This is a genomic window from Burkholderia sp. AU44665, assembly GCF_030504405.1.
GTDB lineage: Bacteria > Pseudomonadota > Gammaproteobacteria > Burkholderiales > Burkholderiaceae > Burkholderia > Burkholderia semiarida.
In genome coordinates, this window is the sequence record NZ_JAUJRI010000006.1 from 137,132 (window position 1) to 161,300 (window position 24,169).

Consider the following 24,169-nt stretch of genomic DNA (forward strand, 5'->3'; position numbering starts at 1 on the left):
GCATGCGAGGCGTCATGCTTGCGCGGAGCGCCGCGATCGCGTGCGCTTGGCCTCGTACATCGCGTGGTCCGCGTGCTCGATCAGCGCATTCATGTCGGTGCCGTCGTCCGGCAGCATCGCGATGCCGACGCTGACGCCCAGCCGCAGCGCATGTCCGTCGAATTCGAACGGCTCGCCGACCTGCCGCGCGAGCCGCGTGCTCTGCGCATGGGCATCGTCGCGGGTGCCGATATTGGGCAGGATCACCGCGAATTCGTCGCCGCCGATGCGCGCGACCGTATCCGAGCGCCGCACCGCGGCCTGCATTCGCGTGGCGACCTCGCGCAGCGCGGCGTCGCCCGCGCGGTGGCCGAACCCGTCGTTGATTGGTTTCAGCCCGTCCATGTCGATGTTGAGAATGCCGAGCCGGCCGCTCGCGCGCAGCGCCGTGTGCATCGACTGGCGCAGGCGGTCGTAGAACAGCGCGCGGTTCGGCAAGCCCGTGAGCGCGTCGTGCGTCGCGCGCAGATAGAGTTCGTTCGCTTCGTTGCGCGCCGCGTGGAACATCGCGGCGGCGATCAGGTCGGCCATCAGCCGCAGCGTGGCCGAGTCGGCCGGCGAGAAGCCGTCGACGTCCGGCGACATCACCTTCAGCACGCCGACCGTCGTGTCGGCATGCGTGAGCGGCATCACGAGCATCGAGCGCAGGCCGACCCGGCGGCACGCATCGCGATCGACGCGCGGGTCGGTTTCCGAATCGACGCAGTGCAGCAACTCGCCCTGCTGCACGCACAGGCCCGACAGGCTGCCCGAGCGCCGCAACCGCAGGCCGAGCATGCCGGCGGCCGTGCCGGACGCGGCGCGGTACACCATGTCGTCGCCTTCGGCGAATTCGACCGCGGCGGCGCTCGCGCCGGTGAGCTGCGGCATCTGTTCGGCCACGTACGCGATCACGCTGCCGAGGTCCATGCCGAGTTTCGCGATTTCGGCTTGTGCCGCGATGATGCGCAGCAACGTGTCGGCGGACGGGGTGGCGGAGTCGGCGGTTTGATTCAAGTCAGTTTTCCATGAAGAAAGTACGTCGCGCGACACGTACTTGCGGTAGCATACGCGCCGCCTGCGGCAGCGCGCGTGGCGAGGGCGGTCCGCCACGGACCGCGGCCGGGGCCCGGCTCCCGGCCAGCCGTATCGCGCCGGCAGTATGCCGTTCCAGCCGTCCCGCTGGCAACGGCGCAATTCTTGCCATTCCCTCTTCCCGCGCGGCATTTCCGACCGAATTGAGGTTTTTTCGCTTCACAGTCGCGAATCACGGTAAGTTTTGTTCTATTTTTGAGATAGTGTGACGAATGAGCGGGCGCCGGTGCCAGGCGCGCCGCCACGCGACGAACCGGCCGCTGAAGCATTCGCCGCGTCGTACCGACAAATGCAATCAGGTCATATAGATGAGAGGAAGCAGAGGGGATGTGCACTCACGGGCATAGCTGCTTTGCGCGCGTCCGTTGCGACGCGCGGATGGACCGGACGATCGTGACGATGGAGAGCGGCGCATGAGGCCGGCCGTGTCGCTGTTCGTCCTCGCGGCCGCGATGACCGGCGCTTTCCACGCGGCCGCGCTGTCGGCCGCGCCGATGCCGGCGGTGCCGGCCGCCGCTTCGACGTCCGCTGCCGATCGCGCGGCGGCCCCCGCTACCGCGGCGCCCGCGGCCGCGCCGACGGCGGCCAGCGCGCCGGCCGCCGGCCTGCCGGCCACGACCGTGCGCATGCCGTTCGCATCGCTCGGCGCGTTCGATCCGCTGCGCCTGCGCGGCGCCGACGACGCGCGCACGATCAACGCCGGCGTGCGGCTCGACCGCGTGATCACGGGCGCGCGGCTGCGCCTGACCTACGCGTATTCGCCGTCGCTGGTCTTTCCGCTGTCGCACCTGAAGGTGTCGGTGAACGGCGAGGTGATCGCGACCGTTCCGTTCGATGCGGCACGCGCCGGGCGCACGGTCACGCAGGAGATCCCGATCGATCCGCGCTACTTTTCCGATTTCAACCAGATCGGCCTGCGCCTGATCGCGCACTACACGCTCGACCATTGCGAGGATCCGGCGAACTCGGCGCTGTGGGCCGACGTGAGCCCGACGAGCGAGCTGATCCTCGACGAATCGCCGGTGCGCCTGCCGAACGATCTCGCGCTGCTGCCCGCGCCGTTCTTCGACCGGCGCGACAACGGCCGCCTGCGGCTGCCGTTCGTGCTGCCGGCCACGCCCGATTCGGCGACGCTGCGCAGCGCGGGCGTGCTCGCGTCGTGGTTCGGCGCGCTGGCCGACTACCGGCATGCGCGCTTCCCGGTATCGGCCGCGCTGCCGGCCGACGACCAGGCCGTCGTGGTCGGCACGGCCGCGACGCTGCCGGCCGGTCTCGCGCTGCCACCCATCAACGGTCCGCTGCTCGCGGTCGCCGACAATCCGGCCGCGCCGGGGCGCAAGCTGCTGATCGTCACGGGCCGCACGGCGGCCGAGGTCGACGACGCGGTCGCGACGCTCGTGCTCGGCCGCGCGGCGCTGTCCGGGCCGGCCGCGACGGTCGCGCACGTCGATCTCGGCGCGCCGCGCAAGCCGTACGACGCGCCGCGCTGGCTGCCGGTGAACCGGCCGATCGCGTTCCGCGAACTCGTGAACGACCCGCGCCAGCTCGAAGTGCGCGGCACGACGCCCGACGCGATCCGGCTGAACCTGCGCGTGCCGGCCGATCTGCATTCGTGGAACGGCGCGGGCGTGCCGATCACGCTGCGCTACCGCTACACGGCGCCGACCGTGCAGGACAATTCGACGCTCGCGGTCGAGATCAACGACCAGCTCGTGAAGTCGTACCGGCTCGGGCCGGCCCACGCGGAGGACGCGCACGGGCGCATGCAGTTGCCGCTGCTGTCGGTGCCGGAAGGGCGCGTGACGAGCGACGTCGACATTCCCGCGTTTCGCGTCGGCAGCGGCAACCAGCTGCAATTCCGCTTCACGCTCGATTCGCAGAAGACGGGCCTGTGCTCGAGCACGGCCACCGAGCCTCAGCGCGCGGCGATCGATCCGGATTCGACGATCGACTTCTCGCATTTCGTCCATTACGCGCAATTGCCGAACCTTGCGTTCTTCGCGAACAGCGGCTTTCCGTTCACGCGCTTCGCGGACCTGTCGCAGACGGCCGTCGTGCTGCCCGAGCGGCCCTCGCCGCAGGAGCTCGAGGCGTACCTGACGATGCTCGGCCACATGGGCGAATGGACCGGCTTTCCGGCGCTGCGCGTGCAGGTCGCGCGGCCCGGCGACGTCGCCGCGCTGTCGGGGCACAAGGATGTGCTCGTGATCGACGGCTCCCCGGCGTCGCCGCTGCTGGCGAACTGGCGCGCGTCGCTGCCGCTCGCGATCGGCGAGCCGGGCGGCGCGGGCGGCGGCGGTGCCACGCGCGTCGCGTTCACGGTGAAGGAGCGCTGGCGCAACGGCGTGGGCGTCGCCGACGGCGGCGCGCACATCGAACAGACGGGCCCGCTCGCCGCGCTCGCCGGTTTCGAGCTGCCGGGCAGCCGCGGCCGCAGCGTCGTCGCGCTGACGGCGACCGACCAGCCGCGCCTCGGCGATCTGCTCGACGTGTTCGAGAACGCGGGGCTCGTGGCGCAACTGCAGGGCGACCTCGCGCTGGTGCGGCCGGGGCAGGTCGACAGCCTGCGGGTCGGCGAGCCTTACGTGGTCGGCTTCGTGCCGTGGTATGCGCGCGTGTGGACGGAGGCGGCGCGGCATCCGGTCGTGCTCGGCGCGGTGGGCGTCGTCGCGGGGCTGCTGCTCGCGCTCGGCGTGTTCAGCGTGCTGCAGCGAATCGCCGCGCGTCGACGGGGGATGTAACGGATGGCGCGGGCAATGACGAAGCGACGGGCGACGCAGCCGGCGCGGCGTGTCGGCGCGACGCTCGCGCTGGCGGTGGCGGTGACGTGCGCGGCGGCCGGCATGGCCATGCACGCGCGGGCCGCGCCGGCCAGTGCAGCCGATGCCGCCGCCGCGGGATGCAGCGCCGCGTGGCCGCGCTGGGACGCGTTCAAGCGCGATTTCATCTCGGCCGACGGCCGCGTGATCGACGTCGGCTCGGCCGATTCGCGCACGGTATCGGAGGGGCAGGCGTATGGGCTGTTCTTCGCGCTGGTCGCGAACGACCGGCGCATGTTCGACACGATCCTCGCGTGGACCGAGAACAATCTCGCGCAGGGCGACCTGAGCGCACGCTTGCCGGCGTGGCTGTGGGGCCGCGCGCCCGACGGCGCATGGCGCGTGCTCGACGCGAACGCGGCGTCGGACGCCGACCTGTGGATCGCCTATGCGCTCGTCGAGGCCGGGCGGCTGTGGCACGAGCGCAGCTATACGGCGCGCGGCGCGCTGCTCGCGAAGCGCGTGCTCGACGACGAGACGGCGACCGTGCCGGGCCTCGGCGTCACGCTGCTGCCGGGGCCGACCGGGTTCAAGCTGGCCAACGGCCAATGGCGCGTGAATCCGAGCTATTCGCCGCCGCAGGTGATTCGCGCGCTCGGCGCGCGGCTGCCCGACGACCGTCGCTGGGCCGCGCTCGCATCCAGCACCGCTCGCGTGCTGCTCGACACCGCGCCGAAGGGCTTCTCGCCCGACTGGGCGCTGTATCGCGCGGGCAAGGGGTTCGGGCCCGATCCGGACACGCACGCGGAGAGCGCGTACAACGCGATTCGCGTGTACCTGTGGGCCGGCATGCTCGACCGCGCCGATCCGCTCGCCACGCCGCTGCTCGCGAAGTTCGCGCCGTTTGCCGACCATATCGCCGCGCATGGCGCGCCGCCGGAGAAGGTCGATACGACGACGGGCGTCGCGGGCCCGAACGACGGCAACGGCGGCTTCTCCGCGGCGGCCGTGCCGTTCCTCGACGCGCGCGGCCAGCACGCGCTCGCGGATGCGCAGGCGGCGCGCGTCGAGACGCTCGCGCGCCAGTCGGCGCCCGGCTATTACTCCAGCGTGCTGACGCTGTTCGGGCTCGGCTGGCGCGACGGCCGCTACCGGTTCGAAGCGGACGGCACGCTCGACACGCGTTGGGGAGGCCGTTCGTGCGCCGCCCGTTGAAGCGCGCCGCGCCGCACGTCGCGGGATTCGCGTGGCTCGCGTCGTCGGTGTGCGCGGCCGCGCCGGGCGCCGCGGCGGCGCCCCCCGCGGCACCGGCGACCTCGACCGCCGGCGATGCGCGGCGCGAGCTCGACACCGCGCGGATGTGGGGCATCAAGCATCGCGACGATCTCGCGCGCGATGCGCTGCGCAAGGGCCTGCTGATCGCGCCGGGCGATCCCGACCTGCTGGCCGAACAGGTGCGCGTGCTGCTGCGGCTCGGCGACGCGAGAGGTGCGCAGGCGTCGCTGGCGCGGCTGCAGGCGCAGTCGCCGAATGCGCCGGCCACGCGGCGGGTGGCCGACGAATACCGCGTCGCGACGAGCGCGCGCGGCGAGATGGCGCAGATCCGGCTGCTCGCGCGCAGCGGCCGCGCCGACGAGGCGGCCCGGCGGATCGTCGCGCTGTTTCCGAACGGCGCGCCGTCGGGTGCGCTCGGCGCCGAGTATTACCAGATCGTGTCGAATGCGCCGGGCGGGCGCGAGCCGGCGATCGCCGCGCTGCGCCGCGCGATCGCCGCCGATCCGCGCGACACGAGCGCGTCGATCGCGCTCGCGCGGCTGTTGAACCAGCGCGACGACACGCGCGCGGAAGCGAACCGGATCGCGTCGTCGCTCGCGACGCGCGCCGACGCGGACCATACGGAAGCGATGGCGCTGTGGCGGCGCGTGCTGCAGTCGGCCGGCAGCGATCCCGCGTATCTCGATGCGCTGCACGCGTATCTCGCGCTCGCGCCGGACGATACCGAATTCCGCGATCGCGCGGCCGGCCTCGATCGGCAGCGCGATGCGCAGCGCCGGCTCGAGCGCGATCCCGACTACATCGCGCAGCAGCGCGGGCTGCAGGCGCTGGCGCGCGGCGACCTGGCCGCCGCCGACCCGCTGCTCGCGCGCGCCGCGCGGGCGCGGGCGGACGACGCCGATGCGCTGGGCGGGCTCGGCCTGCTGCGCCTGCGCGAAGGGCGGCATGACGAAGCGCGCGCGCTGTTCGCACGGGCCGCGACGCGTGCGACCGACCAGCGCGGCAAATGGCAAGGCCTCGCGCGTACCGCGCAGTTCTGGGGGCTGCTCGCCCAGGGCCGCGAGGCGGCCAGTGCGGGCCGCCCGCGCGATGCCGAGCGCGCCGCGCGCGCGGCGCTCGCGATGCAGCCGGACAACCCGGACGCGAAGCTTCAGCTTGCCGATGCGCTGCTCGCGCAGCGCGACTGGGCGCAGGCGGAGCCATTGCTGCGCGGTTTGCTCGCCGCGCGCTCGCCGAGCGTGTCGGCCGTGCGCGACACGGCCACGCTGTATGAAAACACCGGCCGCGCGGACCGGATCGGCCCGTTGCTCGACGCGCTGCAAGGGCGTGTGACGGGCGCCGACGATCGGCGCGCGCTCGACGGCCTGCGCGGCGACCTGCTCGCGAAGGAAGCGCGCGCGCTGGCCGACAAGGGGGCACGCGGGCCGGCCGCGCAACGCTACGAGGCGGCCGTGCGCGCGACGCCCGACGCGCCGTGGACGCGCTTCGCGCTCGCGCGCCTTTATCGCGACATGGGGCTGCCGCAGCTCGGCCGCACGGTGATGGACGACGGGCTCGCGCTGAGCGATACGCCCGAGATGCGCTACGCGAACGCGCTGTATCGCAACTCGCTCGACGATGTCGCGGGCGCGCAGGCCGCACTGGCGCCGGTCGACGATGCGCACCGTTCGGACGGGATGCGTGCGCTCGCGCGCAAGCTCGATGCCGAAAATGCGCTCGCCGACGCGCGCGGCGCGCATGCACGCGGCGACCGCGCGGCATTCGCCGCCACGCTCGCGCACGCGCAGGCGAGCGCGCCGGACGATCCCGACATGCTCGCCGCGATCGGCGCGCAGTGGATCGACGCGGGCGAACCCGAGCGCGGCCTCGCGCCGCTCCACGACTGGATCGCCGCGCATCCGCGCGAAGCCGATGCGGACGTGCGCCTGCGCTACGGCGACCTGCTCGGCCGCGCGGGGCGCGACGACGCGCTCGCCGCGTGGCTCGACACGCTGCGCCGCGACCCGGCGCTGACGCCCGCGCAGACGGCGCGACTGGAGGACCAGTCGCTGCGGCTCGTGCTGCGGCAGACCGACGACGCGATCGCGCGACAGGACTATGCGCAGGCGCGCACGCTGCTCGATCGCGCGAGCCCGGCGGGCCGCGCGGACAAGCGCCATGCGCTCGAACTCGCCGATCTGGAACGCGCGCAGGGGCATTACGATGCGGCGCGCGAGGCGCTCGCGCCGGTCGTGGCGCGCACGCCCGACGATGCCGATACGCAGCTCGCACTCGCCCGGATCGACGAGGACAGCGGCAACCGTGCGGCCGCCCGCGAGCGCGTGCAGGCGGTGCTGGCGCGCACGCCGGACGACGACGTCGACACGCAGTTGTCGGCCGTGCGGCGCCTGAACGCGCTGCGCCGGCCGGACGAAGCCGCGCAGGTGACCGGGCGGCTGCAGGCCGCATATCCGGCGCGCGCCGACGTGACGGTCGCGGCCGGCCGCGTGGCCGAGGCGCAGGGCCGCTACGACGACGCGGCGTCGCTGTACCGGCTGTCGCAGTCGCAGGAGCGCGCGACGGGGGTAGGCCCGGGCCGCGACGGGCTGACACCCGCGCAGGCCGCGTTCGCGGAGCTGGCGCAGCGGCGCAATCCCGAGATCGAGACCGGCTGGATACCCGCGTACAAATCGGGCGACGAAGGCATCTCGTCGTATCGCGCGCAGCAGGTGCCGATCTACATGCAGATGCCGGTCCGCTACGACGGGCACGTATTCGCGCAGATCGACACCGTGCATCTCGACCCGGGCACGCTCGATACGAGCGACCCGAACGCGTATTCGCTGAAGACGTTCGGCACGTACGCGGGGCTCAGGGCGCCGAACGGGCTGCCGCCGCCGTTCCAGCCGAATCCGCAGGCTGCCGCGCTGCTCGCGAATCCGTCGGGCTCGCTGCACCAGTCGGTGACGGGCGTCGCGCTCGGTGCCGGTTACCTGTCCGATGCATGGCGGTTCGATCTCGGCACGTCGCCGCTCGGCTTTCCGGTGCATTACCTCGTCGGCGGCGTGCGTTATCGCTTCGACGCCGGCCCCGCGAGCTTCTCCGTGAATGCGTCGCGCCGGCCGGAAACGAGCAGCGTGCTGTCGTACGCGGGGATGCGCGACCCGTGGACGGGCGCGGTGTGGGGCGGCGTGCGCCGCGACGGCGTGAACCTGCGGGCGTCGGTCGACGTCGGCCGCACGAACCTGTTCGCGGAACTCGGCGCGGGCGTGCTGTCCGGCCGCAACGTCGAACGCAATGCGGAAGTCACGCTGCGCACCGGCTTCACGGTGCCCGTGTACGAGCGCGCGACGATGAAGGTCAGCACCGGGCTCGTCGGCAATGCGTGGCACTACGCGCAGAACCTGCGTTACTACACGTACGGGCAGGGCGGTTACTACAGCCCGCAGCGCTACCTGTCGCTCGGCGTGCCGGTCGAATGGGCGGGGCGGCACGATGCGCTGTCGTGGGACCTGACCGTCACGGGCGGGATCTCGAACAGCTACGAGAAGGATTCGCTGTATTACCCGACGCTCTCCGGACAGCGGGCCGCGCAGGTGGCGGCCGGGTTCGTGTACGCGGGCAGTTCGACGCGCGGCGTGTCGTTCTCGTACGGCGTGAACGGCATCGTCGAGTATCGCGTGAACCCGCACCTGAGCGTCGGCGCGCAGTTGCACATCGACCGGTCGCACGACTATGCGCCGAGCTCGGCGCTCGTCTACCTGCGCTATGCGTTCGATGCGCGCGCGCCGCGCAGCTGGCTCGTGACACCCTCGCCCGTGCGGCTTTATTCGGATTACTAGGGGAACGCGTGACTACGGAATTCGATGCTACCCGCTTCGCGCCCGGCGCCACCGGCCTGGTCGATCGCGTGCGCGCGCTGTTGCGCACGGGGCCGGCGGGCGGCCGTGCCGGCGCATCGAGCCGGCTCGCGATCGACGGCCTGCCCGACGCCTGGACGCAACTGGACGCCGGCGGCCTTTACGCGATCTACGCGGCCGGCGGCACGCCGGGGTGCGACGCGCTCGTGTGGGAAAGCGCGCGGCAGGCGCGCACGCGCGACGTCACGATCGTGCTGGCGCGCGATCCGGCGAGCGTCGCCGCGCAGATGGCATCGCTCGGCTTCGCGGGCGGCGCGCAGCCGGCCGGCTGGCCGCGCAACCTGAACGTGCTGGCGATGCCGCCGGCGGCCGAGTCGGCCGACGCCGGCGCCGGCGCCGATGCCGGCGTGGCCGGCAGCGCGTCGGGCCGCGCGGCGCCCGGTCCGTTCGCGCGGCTGACGGGCGGCTTGCGCGCGATGAAGCGCTACGGGCTGCATGCCCGGTCGCTGTATTTCGTCGAAGGCGCGCAGCGCTGGTTCAGCTGGGACGATCCGGTCGCGCTCGCGGAGGAAGCGCACGCGCTGGCCGGCTGGTGCCGCACCCGCCGGATCGCGCTCGTGCTGCTGCTCGACCCGGAAGCGGCCCGGGCAGGCGGCGACACGCGTGCCGACGATGCGCCGCTCGTGCGCGATGCGCAGCGCGCGCCGCGCAGCGCCTTCCACGGAATCTGCTCGGGTGTCGCGCAGTTGCAGCGCACGCACGGCGAATTGCTGTGGGTCGTCGATTTCTGGCGCGCGGGCGACACGCTCGCGGCCGGCGAGGTGCGGCCGCTGCGCTTCGCGCCCGGCGGCCGGCTGACGGCCAGCGTCGATGGCGGCGCGACCGAACCGGCGCACCGGATGAAGCTCGCGAGCGACGAGGATCGCGTGGTGGTCAGCCGCGCGGTGCTCGACGGCGCGAGCCGCGTGCCGGACGGCTGGGAGATCGTCGACGACAACGCGGCCGTCGTCGCCGCGTGCGCGAACGCACAGGCCGCGACCGCGGTGCTCGTGTTCCGCTCGCATGCGCAGCTCGAAGCGCTGTGCGCGGACGTGCATACGTTGCGCCGGCAGTGCGGCGGCGCGCTGAAGATCGCGGTCGTCGAGCGCGGCGAGGTGCTGCGCCAGCAGTTCGAGATGCTCGTGCTGAGCGTCGGCGCGAACCGCGTCGTCGCGCGCGACCTGCCCGTGTCGCGGATGCAGGCCGCCGTGCACGCGCTGCACGGCCAGCTCTACGCGCGGCCCGTCGCGGCCGACTATCGCGCGGCGCTCGCGGCCGCGCTCGGCGATTCGGTGCTCGGCTACCTGCCGGTCGGCGCGTTCTGCCAGCGGATTCGCGCGGTGCTCGATCGCGGCGCGGTGCTCGCGCTGCCGCATACGCTCGCGAAGCTCACGCTGCTGCCGGGCGTGTCGCACGTCGACGCGTTGCGGCATTGCCGGCCGCGTCGCGCGGGCGACGTCGTGACGGCCGATGCCGGGCACCTGTTCGTGTTCCTGTTCGCGTGCGAGCCGATCGATGCCGAAGACGCGCTCGCGCGGATCTTCGACGTGCCGGTCGATACGCTGTCCGATCGCGTCGTGTGCCTGGGGCAGGGCAGCATCGACACCGAGCTCGACGCGCTGAAGGCCGAGAACCGGCGCGCGCCGATCGCCGATTACAGCGACCTGTTCGCGGCGGCGCGGCCGCCGGGCGCCGCGCCTGCAGCGGCCACGCCCGTCGCGCCCGGCGCGGCATTGCCCGACGCGAGCGAGGTGAGCGACGCGATCGATGCGATCGATACCGTCGTCGCGCTCGACGCGATCGGCGTGCCGCAGGCGTCCGCGCCCGCTGCCGCCGACGCCGCGGCGCCGGACCCCGTCATTCCCGCCGTGCGTGCGCGCGGCGCCATTCGCAGCGCGATGCCGCTGCGCAAGCAGGAGGACGCATGATCGCCGAACTCGTCATCGGCTTCATCGTCGGTATCGTGATCGCGGTGCCGGTGTGGATCGTCGCGCAGCACCTCGGCATCGGCCGCGGCTTTCATGCACCGCGCGGCATCGACCGGCGCGACGCGGTGCCGTGCGAACTCGTGCCCGTCGCGCTGCGCGGCCGCCTGCTGCCCGGCGCGGGCGGCGACGAAGGCGATGAAGGCGACCAGCGCGGCAAGCGCGACAGCAAGGCGGCACGATGAAGACGATCGCTCTCACGTCGACGACGGGCGGCGCGGGTCGCACGACGCTCGCCGCCGCGCTCGCGGTGCTGCTCGCGCGCCGCGGCCGGCCGGTCGTCGCCGTCGAATTCGATGCACAGAACCTGATGGGCGCGACGCTCGGCCTCGATACGCTGGCCGAACACGGTCTCGCGCACGGCCTGCTGGGCGGCGCCGAACCGTGGCACACGCATACGTGGGGCAACGCCGACGGCGTGCTGTTCGTGCCGTACGGGCAGGTCGACGCGGCCGGCGCGGCCGCGTGCGATGCGCGGCTCGTGGCCGATCCGGCGTGGCTCGCGCGCGCGCTCCACGAGATCGCGCTGCCGGCCGATGGCGTCGTGCTGATCGACACCGCCCGCTATCCGTCGCCGCAGGCCGAGCAGGCGATCCGGTGCGCGGACCTGACGCTCGTCGTCGTGCCGCCGGAGCCGGTCGCCTGCGCGACGACGGCCGCGCGGCTCGGCGCGCTGCGGGCCGGCGGCGGCGACCTGCGGATCGTCGTGAACCGGCTGAACCCGGCGCGCGACATGCAGCGCGACGCGCTGGCGATGCTGCGCGCGGTCGCGGGGCCGGCGTCGATGCTCGAGCAGCGCATTCACGTCGACGCGGCCGTGCCCGAAGCGCTCGCGCGCGGCAGCTGGATCTTCGACGACGCGCCGTATTCGCAGGCGTCGCACGACCTGAACGGCGTCGCGAACTGGGTCGATACGTGGCTGAAGGCGGTCGTCGCCGGCCGCGCGGGAGCCATGCGATGAAGGCCGCGTTCGCGTCGCGACTGCGCGCGCTCGGCCGTCGAGCGGCCGACTGGTGCGCGCGCGGCATCGGGCTGCCGGCGCAACGCACGCGGCTGGACTGGTTCGTGCGGCTGTTCTTCCACGCGCCGCCGGCCGGGCGGCCCGATCATGTGCGCCGCTGGGTGCGCGTCGCGTTCCTGCAGCTCGCGCACGACTGGGGCGTGCTGCAGCCGCTCAGCGTGCGCGAATGGCTGTGGCGCGCGATCGTGCGCGCGCCGCGCGCGGCCGACGGCCGGCCCGCGCGCGATCCGCTCGCGTGGTTCGACAGGTTCGTGGTGCCCGTCTACGTGGCCGGGCGCGCGGTCGGCCGGCGCATCAACGCGATGCTCGAACGTCTGCCGTGGGCGCGCTGGGGCGGCTGGCTCGATGCGCGCGCGAACGGCGTCGGCCGGCGCCGCTGGCTCGCGCCGCTGCTGCTCGTGGCCGGCGCGGTGCTGTGGGCCGCGGCCGGGATGTCGCCGCTGATGCCCGGCGCGCAGTTCGCGTTCTTCGCGATCGTCGCGGTGCTCGCGCTCGCGCTGCGCCGCCTGCCGGGCCATCTGCCGACCCTCGCGCTCGCGTCGCTCGCGCTGCTCGCGGCCGTGCGCTACGTATGGTGGCGCACGACGCAGACGCTCGATTTCCGCAGCCCGATCGAGGCCGTCGCCGGCTACCTGCTGTATGGCGCCGAAGCCTATACGTGGATGATCCTGCTGCTCGGCTTCGTGCAGACCGCATGGCCGCTCGACCGGCCGATCGTGCCGCTGCCCGACGATCCGGACACCTGGCCGAGCGTCGACGTCTATATCCCGACCTACAACGAACCGCTGTCGGTCGTGAAGCCGACCGTGTTCGCCGCGCAGAGCATCGACTGGCCCGCCGCGAAGCTGCGCGTGTACCTGCTCGACGACGGCCGGCGCCCGGAATTCGCGGCATTCGCGGCCGAGGCCGGCATCGACTACCTGACGCGCGACGACAATCTCCACGCGAAGGCCGGCAACATCAACCGCGCGTTGCCGAAGACGCACGGCGAGTACATCGCGATCTTCGACTGCGATCACGTGCCGACGCGCTCGTTCCTGCAGACGACGATGGGCGTGTTCCTGCGCGACCCGAAGTGCGCGCTCGTGCAGACGCCGCACCATTTCTTCTCGCCCGATCCGTTCGAGCGCAACCTCGGCACGTTCCGCGAGGTGCCGAACGAGGGCAACCTGTTCTACGGCCTCGTGCAGTCGGGCAACGACCTGTGGAACGCGACGTTCTTCTGCGGATCGTGTGCGGTGCTCAAGCGCAGCGCGCTGGAGGAGGTCGGCGGCGTCGCGGTCGAAACCGTGACCGAGGATGCGCACACGGCGCTCAAGCTGCATCGGCGCGGCTATACGTCGGCGTACCTGCCGACCGTGCAGGCGGCCGGCCTCGCGACCGAAAGCCTCGCCGGCCACGTGAAGCAGCGCACGCGCTGGGCGCGCGGGATGGCGCAGATCTTCCGCATCGACAACCCGTTCCTCGGGCGCGGGCTCGGCTTCATCCAGCGGATCTGCTACGGCAACGCGATGCTGCACTTCTTCTACGGGATTCCGCGCCTGGTATTCCTGACGATCCCGCTCGCGTACCTGTTCTTCCACCTGTACTTCATCAACGCGTCGTCGCTCGCGCTCGCGAGCTACGTGATCCCGTACCTCGTGCTCGCGAACATCGCGAACTCGCGGATGCAGGGGCGCTACCGGCATTCGTTCTGGGCCGAGGTCTACGAATCGGTGCTCGCGTGGTACATCGCGCTGCCGACCACCGTCGCGTTCTTCAGCCCGAAGCACGGCAAGTTCAACGTGACCGACAAGGGCGGCAAGATCGACGAAGGCTACGTCGACTGGTCGACGTCGAAGCCGTATCTCGTGCTGTTCGCGCTGAACGTGCTCGCGATCGTCGCCGGACTGTGGCGGCTCGTGGCCGACCAGGGCGACGAGGCGTCGACGATCCTGATCACGCTCGGCTGGACCGTGTACAACCTCGCGATGCTCGGCGCGGCGCTGGCCGTCGCGCGCGAAACGAAGCAGGTGCGCGTCACGCACCGGATCGCGATGCGCGTGCCCGCGATGCTGCTGCTCGCCGACGGCTCGACCGCCGCGTGCTTCACGAGCGACTACTCGACCGGCGGCCTCGGTCTTGAAGCCGTGCCGGGGCTGCCGCTCGCGGTCGGCGACACGCTGACGGTGTGCGTGACGCGCGGCGACCGCGCGTTTCCGTTCCCGGTGCGCGTGACCCGTGTGACGCCGACCCACGTCGGCGTGAGCTTCGAGGCGCTGACGCTCGAACAGGAGCGTCAGCTCGTGCAATGCACGTTCGGCCGCGCGGATGCGTGGCTCGACTGGCACGAAGGCGCGCGGCCCGACACGCCGCTCGGCGGGCTCAAGGAAGTGCTGCGGATCGGGCTGGACGGTTACGTACGAATGTGGAAGGGTGCGGCGCGCGGCGTGCAGGCCATGCTCGCGCCGAAACTCGATCGCGCGCGCGACTGACGCGGCGCGCATCATGGAGTGGGTTAGATGACGTTCTGGAATCTGTATTTCATCCTGAAGTTCGCGCTGTTCGCGACCGGGCGCCTGCAGCCGTTCTGGCTCGCGAACCTCGCGTTCGCGGTGGCGCTGGTGGCGAGCGCGCCGATCCGGTCGCGCGCATGGCGCATCGTCCGGCAGGTCGTGGCGATCGCGATCGCGGTGCCGCTGCTCGCGCGCGAGCTGCATGCGCCGCCGCTCGCCCGTCTCGCGGAGGCCGCGCGCGAAGTCAGCACGTTCCGGCTCGACTACTGGATGGAGCTGCTGCCGCGCCTGTTGCCGCCCGTGCTCGCGCTGACGATCGTCGGTGTACTGATCGTCTATTTCATCGTCAATCGCTGGCTGCGCGTCGCGACGTTCGTGGTGGCCGTGCTCGTTGTCATGCCGTTGTGGCAGGCCGGCAGCGGGCTGATGGCGCGCGTCGTCGCGCCGGCCCAGCCGCAGGCGAACGCGGCGGGCGCCACGCGCGTGGACGCACCCGAGGATCACAACGCGGCGCTCGCGACGTTCCGCGCGCAGGAATCGCAGCGCCAGGTCGCGTTCGGTCATCTCGGCAGCGACCCGGCCGCGCAGTTCGACGTGATCGTGCTGCACGTCTGTTCGCTGTCGTGGGACGACCTCGATGCGGCGAAGGTGCGCAACCATCCGATGCTGAGCCACTTCGACTACCTGTTCACGAACTTCAGCACGGCCGCGAGCTACAGCGGCCCGGCGGCGATCCGCGTGCTGCGCGCGAGTTGCGGGCAGGAGGCGCATGCGGACCTGTACAAACCCGCGCCGCAGCAGTGCCACCTGTTCTCGCAACTGGCCGGCGCCGGCTACACGGTGCAGTCGCTGCTGAACCACGACGGCCATTTCGACAACTTCCTGCAGGTGATCCACGACAACATCGGCGTGGCCGATGCGCCGATGATCTCGAACGCGGCCGCGCCCGTCGCGATGCATGCGTTCGACGGCTCGGGGATCAAGGACGACTATGCGACGCTCGCGAACTGGTACGCGCAGCGCGCGTCGGTGCCGGGGCCGGTCGCGCTGTACTACAACACGATCAGCCTGCACGACGGCAACCGCGTCGTCGGCAGCGCGCTGACGAGCATCGACTCGTATCCGCAGCGCGCGACGAAACTGATGACCGACTTCGACCGGCTCGCCGACCTGATCGCGCAATCGGGCCGCCGCGCGGTGATCGTGTTCGTGCCCGAGCACGGCGCCGCGTTGCGCGGCGACAAGAACCAGATCGCGGGGCTGCGCGAGATTCCGACGCCGCGCATCGTGCACGGGCCGGTCGGCGTGCGGCTCGTCGGCTTCACCGGCAACCACGGCGCGACGACCGTGATCGAGCAGCCGACCAGCTTCCTCGCGCTCGCGCAGTTGCTGTCGAATCTCGTGTCGAACAGTCCGTTCAAGCCGGGCGCGACGCTCGCGCAATACGCGGCCGATTTGCCGCGCACGCGGATGATCGGCGAGAACGAGGGCACGGTGACGATGCAGACGGCCGCGGGTTACGCGGTGAAAACTCCGGATGGCGTATGGATCGACGAACAGTGACGATTACCGGCGAAGGCGACGACGATCGCCTGTCGCAACCGAACGACGTGATCGGCCTCGCGCGGCATCTGCCCGCGCTCGATCCCGAGCGCTACGTCGACGAGCAGGCGCGCCGCGCGTTCGACGCGTCGCTCGATCGCTGGCCGGTGCTCGCGAAGCTGATGGGGCTGAAGCGGTAAACGCGCGACGGCCGGCATGATGGCCGGCCGTCGTCGCCTTGTCGGGGCAGGCTGCCTACTGCGCTTTGCGTTCCGGCTGCCGCGTCCATTCGTTTTCTTCGCCCGGCACCTTGCCGAAGGTCTGATCGGCCCACGCGGCCCGCGCCGCGTCGATCTTCGCGCGTTCGCTCGACACGAAATTCCATTCGATGAATCGCTCGCCCGGCAGGTGCGCACCGCCGAGCAACATCACGCGTGCGCCGTTCGCACTGGCGAGCGCCACGCTCGCGCCCGGTTCGAGCGCGGCCATCGTCGCCGGGGCGAGCGGCGTGCCGTCGACGGTGAGGTCGCCGTCGACGAGATACACGCCGCGTTCTTCATGTTCGGCATCGAGCGTGAGCGTGCCGCCCGACGCGAATTCCGCAACCGCATAGAGCGTCGGCGAGAACACGGCGACCGGCGATGCGAGCCCGAACGCGGTGCCCGCGATCACGCGCACGGTCACGCCGTCGCGCGTGAACGACGGCAGCGTGTCGGCCGCATGGTGAACGAACGCGGGTGCGGTGTCTTCATGCTCGACCGGCAGCGCGACCCAGGTCTGGATCCCGTGCACCGGCTGCTCGCGCGGGCGATCCTCGTCGGGCGAGCGCTCCGAATGCACGATGCCGCGGCCGGCCGTCATCCAGTTCACGTCGCCCGGCACGATCTTCTGCCGGAAGCCGAGGCTGTCGTGATGCATCAGCGAGCCGTCGAACAGGTAGGTGACGGTCGCGAGCCCGATGTGCGGATGCGGGAGCACGTCGATGCCGTGGCCGGCCGGCAGCACGGTCGGGCCCATTTCGTCGAAGAAGATGAACGGGCCGACGAGGCGCGCGGCGCGCGCGGGCAGCACGCGGCGCACGACGAGGTTGCCGATGTCGCTTTCGCGCGGCGTGAGCAGGGTCTTGATCGAGGCGGACATGACGGGAATCTCGTGACGGGGGCGGGAATACTCAAGCGATCGCCGTGTCGATCGCGATCGGGTGCGTGAGGATCTTGTGCACCGGGCATGCATTCGCGATCTGCAGCAGGCGTTCGCGCTGTTCGTCGGTCAGCTCGCCGTCGAGCGTGATGCGGCGCACGATCGTGCTGCCCGCGCTGCCCGATTCGTGCGCGAGCTTCACGTGCACTTCGTCGAGCGGCCAGCCTTTTCGTTGCGCATACATCTTCAACGTGATCGCGGTGCACGCGCCAAGGCTCGACAGCAGCAGCGCGACGGGCGTCGGCGCCGTATCGCCGCCGCCGAGCGACGCGGGTTCGTCGGCGCGCCACTGGTGGACGCCATCGGTGAAGTGGACGAGGTAATCGACCGGGCCGATGCTCGCTTCGACGGTGAGTTCGCTCATTGCAATTCCAGGTGGGGAAAGGGGCCGGGCCGGCCGGGCATGCCGCGGGCCGGACGTTACGGTTCGAGCAGGCGCTGCAGCCGCAGCTCCTCGAAATCCAGCTCCGATTCTATGCGGTGCAGCACCGCGTCGTCGACCCGGCCGTCGCGATGCAGGTCGAGCAGCGCGTCGCGCGACACGCCGACCAGCTCCAGTTCGACGCGCAGCATCCGCGCGCGCACGTCGGCGGGCGCCGCGCCGTCGCGGTGTGCGCGTTCGTTGAACGCGACGCGGTTGCGGTATTCGGTCAGCAGCCGGTCCAGCGATGCACGTTCGAGGCCGGCGCCGCGCTGCTCGCGCGCATCGAGTTCGGCGAGCGCCGCGCCGAACGTGTGCGCGCGCACCGCGTGCTCGGACATCGTGCGGCGCGCGGCCGGGCGCAGCTTCAGCACGCGGATCAACGGCGCGAGCGTGCCGCCCTGAACGACGAGCGTCGCGATGATCAGCAGGAACGTGCTGAACAGGATCAGGTCGCGGCCGGGGAAATTGGCGGGCAGCGCGATCGCGGCCGCGAGGCTCACGACGCCGCGCATGCCCGACCAGCCGAGCACGACCGCTTCGCGCCACGACCACGCCGCGTGGCCCGCGCGCCGCGCGCGCAGGCGGCCCGGCAGCCACATCGCGGCGAACACCCACATCATGCGCGCGCCGATCGCGGCGGCCGTCGCCGGCAGCGCGACCCGCAGGCCGGCCATCAGCACCGCGCCTTCGTGGTTCACGCCCGCGAGGATCGCGTGCAGCGCGAGGCCGATCAGGATGAACACGAGCGCGTCGAGCACGAACACGATCGCTTCCCACGTCGCCTTCGCCTTGATCCGCATGTCGGCGTCGAACACGCGATGCTGGCGCACGCCGAGCACGAGGCCGCAGGTGACGACCGACAGCACGCCCGAGCCGGCGACCGCTTCCGCGATTCCGTAGCTGCCCCATGCCATCGCGAAGGTCACGACGATGCCGAGCATCGGGTCGCGCAGGCGCGGCAGCACCCAGCACATCGCGTGGCCGCACGCGAGGCCGACCGCGATGCCGATCAGCGTGAGCGAGAAGAACAGGCCGGTGGCGCTCGCCGCCGTGATCGACACGGCGAGCGCGGCCGATACGGCCATCTGGTACAGCAGCAGGCCCGACGCGTCGTTGACGAGGCTTTCGCCTTCGAGCACCGCGACGAGCCGCGCGGGCAGCGGGTGGCGCTGCAGGATCGCCTTCGCGGCGACCGCGTCGGGCGGCGACACGATCGCGCCGAGCGTGAAGCACGCGGCCCACGGCAGTGCGGGATTCGCCGCATGCACGGCGAGCGCGACCGCGACGGTCGTGAACGCCACGGCCCCGAGCGCGAGCGACGCGATCGATGCGAGCTCCTGCCGGAATTCCTTCCAGGCGGTGTAGAACCCGCTCGACATCAGGAGCGGCGGCAGCACGGCCGCGAGCAGCAGCGCCGGGTTCATGTCGGGCACGCGCTTGCCGGCGACGGCGACCGCGCAGCCGCCGAGCAGCAGCACGACGGCCGGCGGAATCGACACGCGTTCGGCGAGCCACGTGAGCGCGCCCGCGCCGCAGATCAACAGCAACAGGTAATGGAACAGCTCGACGTTGGTCATGCGCGGCCGGCGGCGAAGGGGGGGATCAAGAAGGCTTGCGGTCGTTCGCGGCACCGCCCGGCAGCGCGCCGAACATGTGCTGGCTGCACTGCGCGTCGCGCCATGCGGTGTTCAGCCGATGGCCGGACAGCATCCGGCGCGCGACGGGCAGGATCTGTTCGCCGGCCAGCATGCCGAGCAGGCCGAGAAGCGCGATGATCGGCGGCGCGGGCGAATTCACGCCGATCGCGCCGTAGATGACGCCGGCGAGGATGCCGGCGAGCAGCGAGAGGACATACGGTTTCATGGGGTGCGCCTCGTGAGGGCCGAGCGGCGCCGGAGCGGCGCCGTCAAAGTCTTGAGAGCGTATCGGGTTTGCGTGAAGAAAAAAAGGGCGGGCGGCCCGGAACGGCCATCCATTCGGGAATCGGATCGATTCCAATCCTTGGGTGTTCGCGCCGCGCGTTTGCGGCTTAAATGTTCGGGTCCGGATGACGACGATCCGGCGCCGATGCATTCCGGGCTCCTCCCGTTGTCACGGTCGAGGCAGGCCCCCCTTTTTCCGTTCACAGGACCCATCCGCCATGAGCAACCCGAAGCTTGAAGTACTGACACCGCAGAACAGCCAGCTGATCTTCATCGACCAGCAGCCGCAGATGGCGTTCGGCGTGCAGTCGATCGATCGGCAGACGCTGAAGAACAACGTCGTCGGGCTCGCGAAGGCCGCGAAGGTCTTCAACATTCCCACCACGATCACGACGGTCGAAAGCGAAAGCTTTTCGGGCCACACCTATCCCGAACTGCTCGACGTGTTCCCGAACCAGAAGACGCTCGAACGCACGTCGATGAACTCGTGGGACGACCAGAAGGTGCGCGACGCGCTGGCCGCGAACGGCCGCAAGAAGGTGGTCGTGTCGGGGCTGTGGACCGAAGTCTGCAATACGACGTTCGCGCTGTGCGCGATGCTCGAAGGTGACTACGAGATCTATATGGTCGCCGATGCATCGGGCGGCACGTCGCAGGCCGCGCACGACATCGCGATGCAGCGCATGGTGCAGGCCGGCGTGGTGCCGGTCACGTGGCAGCAGGTGCTGCTCGAATGGCAGCGCGACTGGGCGCGCCGCGAGACGTACGACGCGGTGATGGCGATCGCGAAGGAGCATTCTGGCGCATACGGGATGGGCGTGGACTACGCGTACACGATGCTCCACAAGGCGCCGCAGCGCACCGCGACGCCGCACGAGTCGATTCCGCCGGTGCCGGCGAAGTAACGGGCCGCCGGCCGCGATCGCCGCACGGGATGCGGCGATTGCCGACCGTCGGCCGTCGCGCGTTCAGGCGGCGGGCAGCGCCCACGGCGCGTGCGAGAAATGGTCGGCGAGGAAATCGAGCAGTACCGTCACGCGTGCGGCGCGCAGCATGCCGGGCGGCGTGACGAGGTTCACGTTGATGTCCGCGATCTTCCAGTCGCTCATCACTTCCTCGAGCTCGCCGCGCTGCAATTCGTCCCATACCAGGAACTCGGGCTGCAGCGCGAGACCATGACCGCCGACGAGCGCGGGGAGGATCACGTCCGCGTTGTTCGTGCGAATGCGGCCGTGCACGTTTACACCGAAATCCTCGCCCGATGCCGGATGACGGAAGCGCCAGTGCTCGGGCGTCGGCAGGTTCGTGTACGTCAGGCATACGTGCTGTTCGATGTCGCGCGGATGCGTGGGACGGCCGCGCCGGTCGAGATACGCGGGCGACGCGACGAGCGGCCGGCGCACCGCGCAGAGGCGGCGTGAGCGCAGCGTCGAATCGCTGAGCTCGGCGATGCGGATCGCGACGTCGAAGCCGCCGGACACGATGTCGACGATGTGGTCGGTCAGCACGAGATCGATGTCGACGCGCGGATAGCGCTCGAGAAACGCGGGCAGCACCGGCGACAGGTGGCGCAGCCCGAACGACATCGGCGCATTCACGCGCACGAGGCCATGCGGCTCGAGCGCCTGCGCGGATGCTTCGTTTTCGATCAGTTCCGCATCGGCGAGCAGCCGGATCGCGCGGTCGCGCAGCAGTTCGCCGGTCGGCGTGAGCGACAGCCTGCGCGACGTGCGGTACAGCAGCATCGCGCCGAGGCGCTTTTCGAGGCGTGCGATCGCTTTCGATACGGTCGGTTGCGATACGCCGAGCGTTTCCGCGGCTTTCGCGAACGAACCGGTCTCCGCGACGCGCGCGAAGATGGCCCAGGCTTCGAGATCAGGAAGGTGTTGCATGGTCGGACGGGATGACGGGAAAGCGAAGGGGATGCGAGGGCGGCGAAGCATGCGGCCGATGCGATGCGGGTCATTCTAATCCGGCCGGGAGAAAAATCGTTATGGAATCTTATCTACTTTCACTGAGCGCCGGCGTGCTGATCGGCGTCGTGTACAGCGTGATCAGGGTGCGCTCGCCGGCACCGCCGCTGATCGCGCTGGTGGGCCTCGCCGGCATGCTGATCGGCGCGCAGGCCATCGCGCCGGTTCGTCACTGGCTCGGCTTCTGACCGCATCGAGGACAAAATCATGAGCGCAACCGATACTCAACCCGATCTCATCCTGCACAACGGGCGCATCACGACGCTCGACCGCGCGAACCCCGTCGCGATGGCCGTCGCGATTGCCGCCGGCCGCTTCGTCGCGGTCGGCAGCGACGCGGACGTGATGCCGCTCGCGGGCCGCGCGACGAAAGTGGTCGATCTCGGCGGCCGCGGCGTGCTGCCGGGCCTGATCGACAACCACTGCCACGTGATTCGTGGCGGCCTGAACTACAACATGGAACTGCGCTGGGACGGCGTGCCGTCGCTCGCGGTCGCGATGGAGATGCTCAAGCGCCAGGTCGCCGTGACGCCCGCGCCGCAGTGGGTGCGTGTGGTCGGCGGCTTCACCGAGCACCAGTTCGTCGAGAAACGGTTGCCGACGATCGACGAACTCAATGCGGTCGCGCCCGACACGCCCGTGTTCATCCTGCACCTGTACGACCGCGCGCTGCTGAATGCGGCCGCGCTGCGTGTCGTCGGCTATACGAAGGACACGCCGGAGCCGCCGGGCGGCACGATCCAGCGCGATGCCGCGGGCAATCCGACCGGCCTGCTGCTGGCGAACCCGAACGCGACGATCCTCTACGCGACGCTCGCGAAGGGGCCGAAGCTGCCGTTCGAGTATCAGTACAACTCGACGCGCCATTTCATGCGCGAGCTGAACCGGCTAGGCGTGACGGGCGTGATCGACGCGGGCGGCGGCTCGCAGAATTATCCCGACGATTACGAAGTGATCCGCAAGCTGCACGACGCGGGCGAGATGACGATCCGGATCGCGTACAACCTGTTTACGCAGAAGCCGAACGCGGAGAAGGAAGACTTCGTGAACTGGACGAAGAGCGTCAAGTACCACGACGGCACCGACTACTTCCGCAATAACGGCGCCGGCGAGATGCTGGCGTTTTCCGCGGCCGATTTCGAGGATTTCCGCGTCGCGCGGCCGGATTTGCCCGCGCAGATGGAGGACGATCTCGAAGGCGTCGTGCGCGTGCTCGCGGAAAACCGCTGGCCGTGGCGCATGCACGCGACCTATGACGAAACGATCAGCCGCGCGCTGGACGTGTTCGAGAAGGTCAACGAAGACATCCCGCTCGACGGGCTGAACTGGTTCTTCGATCATGCGGAAACCATCTCCGAGAAATCGATGGACCGGATCGCCGCGCTCGGCGGCGGCATCGCGGTGCAGCACCGGATGGCGTACCAGGGCGAATACTTCGTCGAGCGCTACGGCGCTCAGGCCGCCGAGGCGACGCCGCCTGTCGCGAAGATGCTCGGCAAGGGGCTCAAGGTGTCGGCCGGCACGGACGCGACGCGCGTCGCGTCGTACAACCCGTGGGTGTCGCTCGCGTGGCTCGTGACGGGCAAGACGGTCGGCGGCATGCGCCTGTATCCGCAGCGCAACCTGCTCGATCGCGAAACCGCGCTGCGGATGTGGACCGAGTACGTGACGTGGTTCTCGAACGAGGAAGGCAAGAAAGGGCGCATCGCGGTGGGGCAGCTTGCCGACCTCGTGGTCCCCGATCGCGATTTCTTCGCGTGCGCGGAAGACGACATCGCCGGCACGACCGCGTTGCTGACGATGGTCGACGGGAAGATCGTGTGGGGCGCGGGGCCGTTCGCGTCGCACGACGCGCCGATCCCGCCGGCGATGCCGGACTGGTCGCCGGTGCGCGAGTTCGGCGGCTATGGCGGCTGGGGCGCGACGCAGCGGGCCGGCGCGCCGTTGCAGCGTGCGGCGGCCGCCGCGATGTGCGGCTGCGCGAACGAATGCAACGTTCACCAGCATGCGCACGCGAGCGCATGGGCGAACGCATTGCCGACGTCGGACGCGAAGGGTTTCTGGGGCGCGTTCGGCTGTTCGTGCTGGGCGGTCTGACGTGGCGGCCCCGACCCCTCGCGGCGGCGCCGGCAACCCGGCATGGGTCCGCGCGCTGCTCGCGCAGCCGTGGGTGCCGCCGCTCGTGCGGCTCGCACTGGTGTCCGCTTACCTGCTCGGCGGCGTCGCGAAGGCGCTCGACTTTCACGGCGCGGTTGCGGAGCAGGCGCATTTCGGCCTGCGGCCGGCCGCGCTGTGGGCGGCGCTCGCGATCGCGGTCGAGATCGCCGGCTCGCTGTGCGTGGTATTTCGCCGTTTCACGTGGCTCGGCGCCGGCAGCCTCGGTATGCTGACGCTCGTCGCGATGTTCGTGGCGAACGATTTCTGGAACCGGACGGGCGCCGAGCGTTTCATGGCGCTCAACAGCTTTTTCGAGCATCTCGGGCTGATCGCGGCACTCGTGCTCGCGACGGTGCTCGACGATGCGCGGCAATCGGCCGATGATGGCCGTTCCATTCGATGACGATGCAACAACCAGGAAATCC

General features: G+C 71.0%; 19 protein-coding genes. 13 read left to right on the forward strand and 6 right to left on the reverse strand.

Going from position 1 to position 24,169, the window contains the following annotated elements; translation table 11 throughout:
* Positions 1 to 12: 12 nt before the first annotated feature.
* Positions 13 to 1,035 (reverse strand): sensor domain-containing diguanylate cyclase, encoded by a 1,023-nt coding sequence (locus QZM15_RS15280; RefSeq protein ID WP_302106675.1) that lies wholly within the window; start codon positions 1,033 to 1,035, stop codon positions 13 to 15.
* A 491-nt stretch (positions 1,036 to 1,526) separates the two neighbouring features.
* Here QZM15_RS15280 and bcsB point away from each other — a divergent pair, with 491 nt between their 5' ends.
* Genes bcsB through QZM15_RS15325 form a run of 9 tightly spaced genes read left to right on the forward strand, consistent with a single transcriptional unit; the run spans position 1,527 to position 16,268 of the window.
* The gene (gene bcsB / locus QZM15_RS15285) at positions 1,527 to 3,854 is read left to right on the forward strand and encodes a cellulose biosynthesis cyclic di-GMP-binding regulatory protein BcsB (RefSeq protein ID WP_059573794.1); all 2,328 of its coding nucleotides are present in this window, start codon (positions 1,527 to 1,529) and stop codon (positions 3,852 to 3,854) included.
* Between the two features lie 3 nt (positions 3,855 to 3,857).
* Positions 3,858 to 5,087: a cellulose synthase complex periplasmic endoglucanase BcsZ gene (gene bcsZ / locus QZM15_RS15290; protein ID WP_302106676.1), complete on the forward strand. Its 1,230-nt coding sequence runs from the start codon at positions 3,858 to 3,860 to the stop codon at positions 5,085 to 5,087.
* A complete protein-coding gene (locus QZM15_RS15295) occupies positions 5,072 to 8,968 on the forward strand; it encodes a cellulose synthase subunit BcsC-related outer membrane protein (protein WP_302106677.1) in 3,897 nt (1,298 codons plus the stop codon). Before bcsZ ends, QZM15_RS15295 begins: the two co-directional genes overlap by 16 nt.
* Before the next feature lie 8 nt (positions 8,969 to 8,976).
* Complete coding sequence (bcsE, locus tag QZM15_RS15300; protein ID WP_302106678.1) at positions 8,977 to 10,953, forward strand: cellulose biosynthesis protein BcsE; 1,977 nt, start codon at positions 8,977 to 8,979, stop codon at positions 10,951 to 10,953.
* Positions 10,950 to 11,195 (forward strand): hypothetical protein, encoded by a 246-nt coding sequence (locus QZM15_RS15305; protein ID WP_059640897.1) that lies wholly within the window; start codon positions 10,950 to 10,952, stop codon positions 11,193 to 11,195. The genes bcsE and QZM15_RS15305 overlap by 4 nt, the downstream gene beginning before the upstream one ends.
* Positions 11,192 to 11,971, forward strand: coding sequence for a cellulose biosynthesis protein BcsQ (gene bcsQ / locus QZM15_RS15310; protein WP_059573790.1), 780 nt, complete (start codon positions 11,192 to 11,194; stop codon positions 11,969 to 11,971). Before QZM15_RS15305 ends, bcsQ begins: the two co-directional genes overlap by 4 nt.
* Positions 11,968 to 14,505 carry a UDP-forming cellulose synthase catalytic subunit gene (gene bcsA, locus QZM15_RS15315; protein WP_060011719.1) on the forward strand — a complete coding sequence of 846 codons (2,538 nt, stop codon included), beginning with the start codon at positions 11,968 to 11,970 and terminating at the stop codon, positions 14,503 to 14,505. Before bcsQ ends, bcsA begins: the two co-directional genes overlap by 4 nt.
* A gap of 27 nt (positions 14,506 to 14,532) precedes the next feature.
* Positions 14,533 to 16,089 (forward strand): cellulose biosynthesis protein BcsG, encoded by a 1,557-nt coding sequence (bcsG, locus tag QZM15_RS15320; protein WP_059640891.1) that lies wholly within the window; start codon positions 14,533 to 14,535, stop codon positions 16,087 to 16,089.
* Positions 16,071 to 16,268 carry a hypothetical protein gene (locus QZM15_RS15325; RefSeq protein ID WP_059573787.1) on the forward strand — a complete coding sequence of 66 codons (198 nt, stop codon included), beginning with the start codon at positions 16,071 to 16,073 and terminating at the stop codon, positions 16,266 to 16,268. The genes bcsG and QZM15_RS15325 overlap by 19 nt, the downstream gene beginning before the upstream one ends.
* A gap of 55 nt (positions 16,269 to 16,323) precedes the next feature.
* Here the strand turns inward: QZM15_RS15325 and QZM15_RS15330 are convergent, their stop codons facing one another.
* Genes QZM15_RS15330 through QZM15_RS15345 form a run of 4 tightly spaced genes read right to left on the reverse strand, consistent with a single transcriptional unit; the run spans position 16,324 to position 19,555 of the window.
* Positions 16,324 to 17,208 carry a pirin family protein gene (locus QZM15_RS15330; RefSeq protein WP_302106679.1) on the reverse strand — a complete coding sequence of 295 codons (885 nt, stop codon included), beginning with the start codon at positions 17,206 to 17,208 and terminating at the stop codon, positions 16,324 to 16,326.
* 31 nt (positions 17,209 to 17,239) lie between these two features.
* A complete protein-coding gene (locus QZM15_RS15335; RefSeq protein WP_059573785.1) occupies positions 17,240 to 17,632 on the reverse strand; it encodes an OsmC family protein in 393 nt (130 codons plus the stop codon).
* A 56-nt stretch (positions 17,633 to 17,688) separates the two neighbouring features.
* Entirely contained in the window at positions 17,689 to 19,269 is a 1,581-nt protein-coding gene (locus QZM15_RS15340) for a sodium:proton antiporter (protein WP_302106680.1), read from the reverse strand.
* Positions 19,270 to 19,294: 25 nt separating this feature from the next.
* Entirely contained in the window at positions 19,295 to 19,555 is a 261-nt protein-coding gene (locus tag QZM15_RS15345) for a DUF1427 family protein (RefSeq protein WP_059573783.1), read from the reverse strand.
* A 277-nt stretch (positions 19,556 to 19,832) separates the two neighbouring features.
* Between QZM15_RS15345 and QZM15_RS15350 the strand changes: the two genes are divergently transcribed.
* Positions 19,833 to 20,519, forward strand: a complete 687-nt coding sequence (locus QZM15_RS15350; protein ID WP_124658917.1) for a hydrolase — start codon at positions 19,833 to 19,835, stop codon at positions 20,517 to 20,519.
* A gap of 63 nt (positions 20,520 to 20,582) precedes the next feature.
* Here the strand turns inward: QZM15_RS15350 and QZM15_RS15355 are convergent, their stop codons facing one another.
* Positions 20,583 to 21,506 (reverse strand): LysR family transcriptional regulator, encoded by a 924-nt coding sequence (locus QZM15_RS15355; RefSeq protein ID WP_059573781.1) that lies wholly within the window; start codon positions 21,504 to 21,506, stop codon positions 20,583 to 20,585.
* 101 nt (positions 21,507 to 21,607) lie between these two features.
* Between QZM15_RS15355 and QZM15_RS15360 the strand changes: the two genes are divergently transcribed.
* Genes QZM15_RS15360 through QZM15_RS15370 form a run of 3 tightly spaced genes read left to right on the forward strand, consistent with a single transcriptional unit; the run spans position 21,608 to position 24,147 of the window.
* On the forward strand, positions 21,608 to 21,775 hold the full coding sequence (locus tag QZM15_RS15360; RefSeq protein WP_302106681.1) for a DUF1427 family protein: 168 nt from the start codon (positions 21,608 to 21,610) through the stop codon (positions 21,773 to 21,775).
* A 19-nt stretch (positions 21,776 to 21,794) separates the two neighbouring features.
* Positions 21,795 to 23,684, forward strand: coding sequence for an amidohydrolase (locus tag QZM15_RS15365; protein WP_302106682.1), 1,890 nt, complete (start codon positions 21,795 to 21,797; stop codon positions 23,682 to 23,684).
* A 1-nt stretch (position 23,685) separates the two neighbouring features.
* Entirely contained in the window at positions 23,686 to 24,147 is a 462-nt protein-coding gene (locus QZM15_RS15370; RefSeq protein ID WP_302106683.1) for a DoxX family protein, read from the forward strand.
* Positions 24,148 to 24,169: the final 22 nt, after the last annotated feature.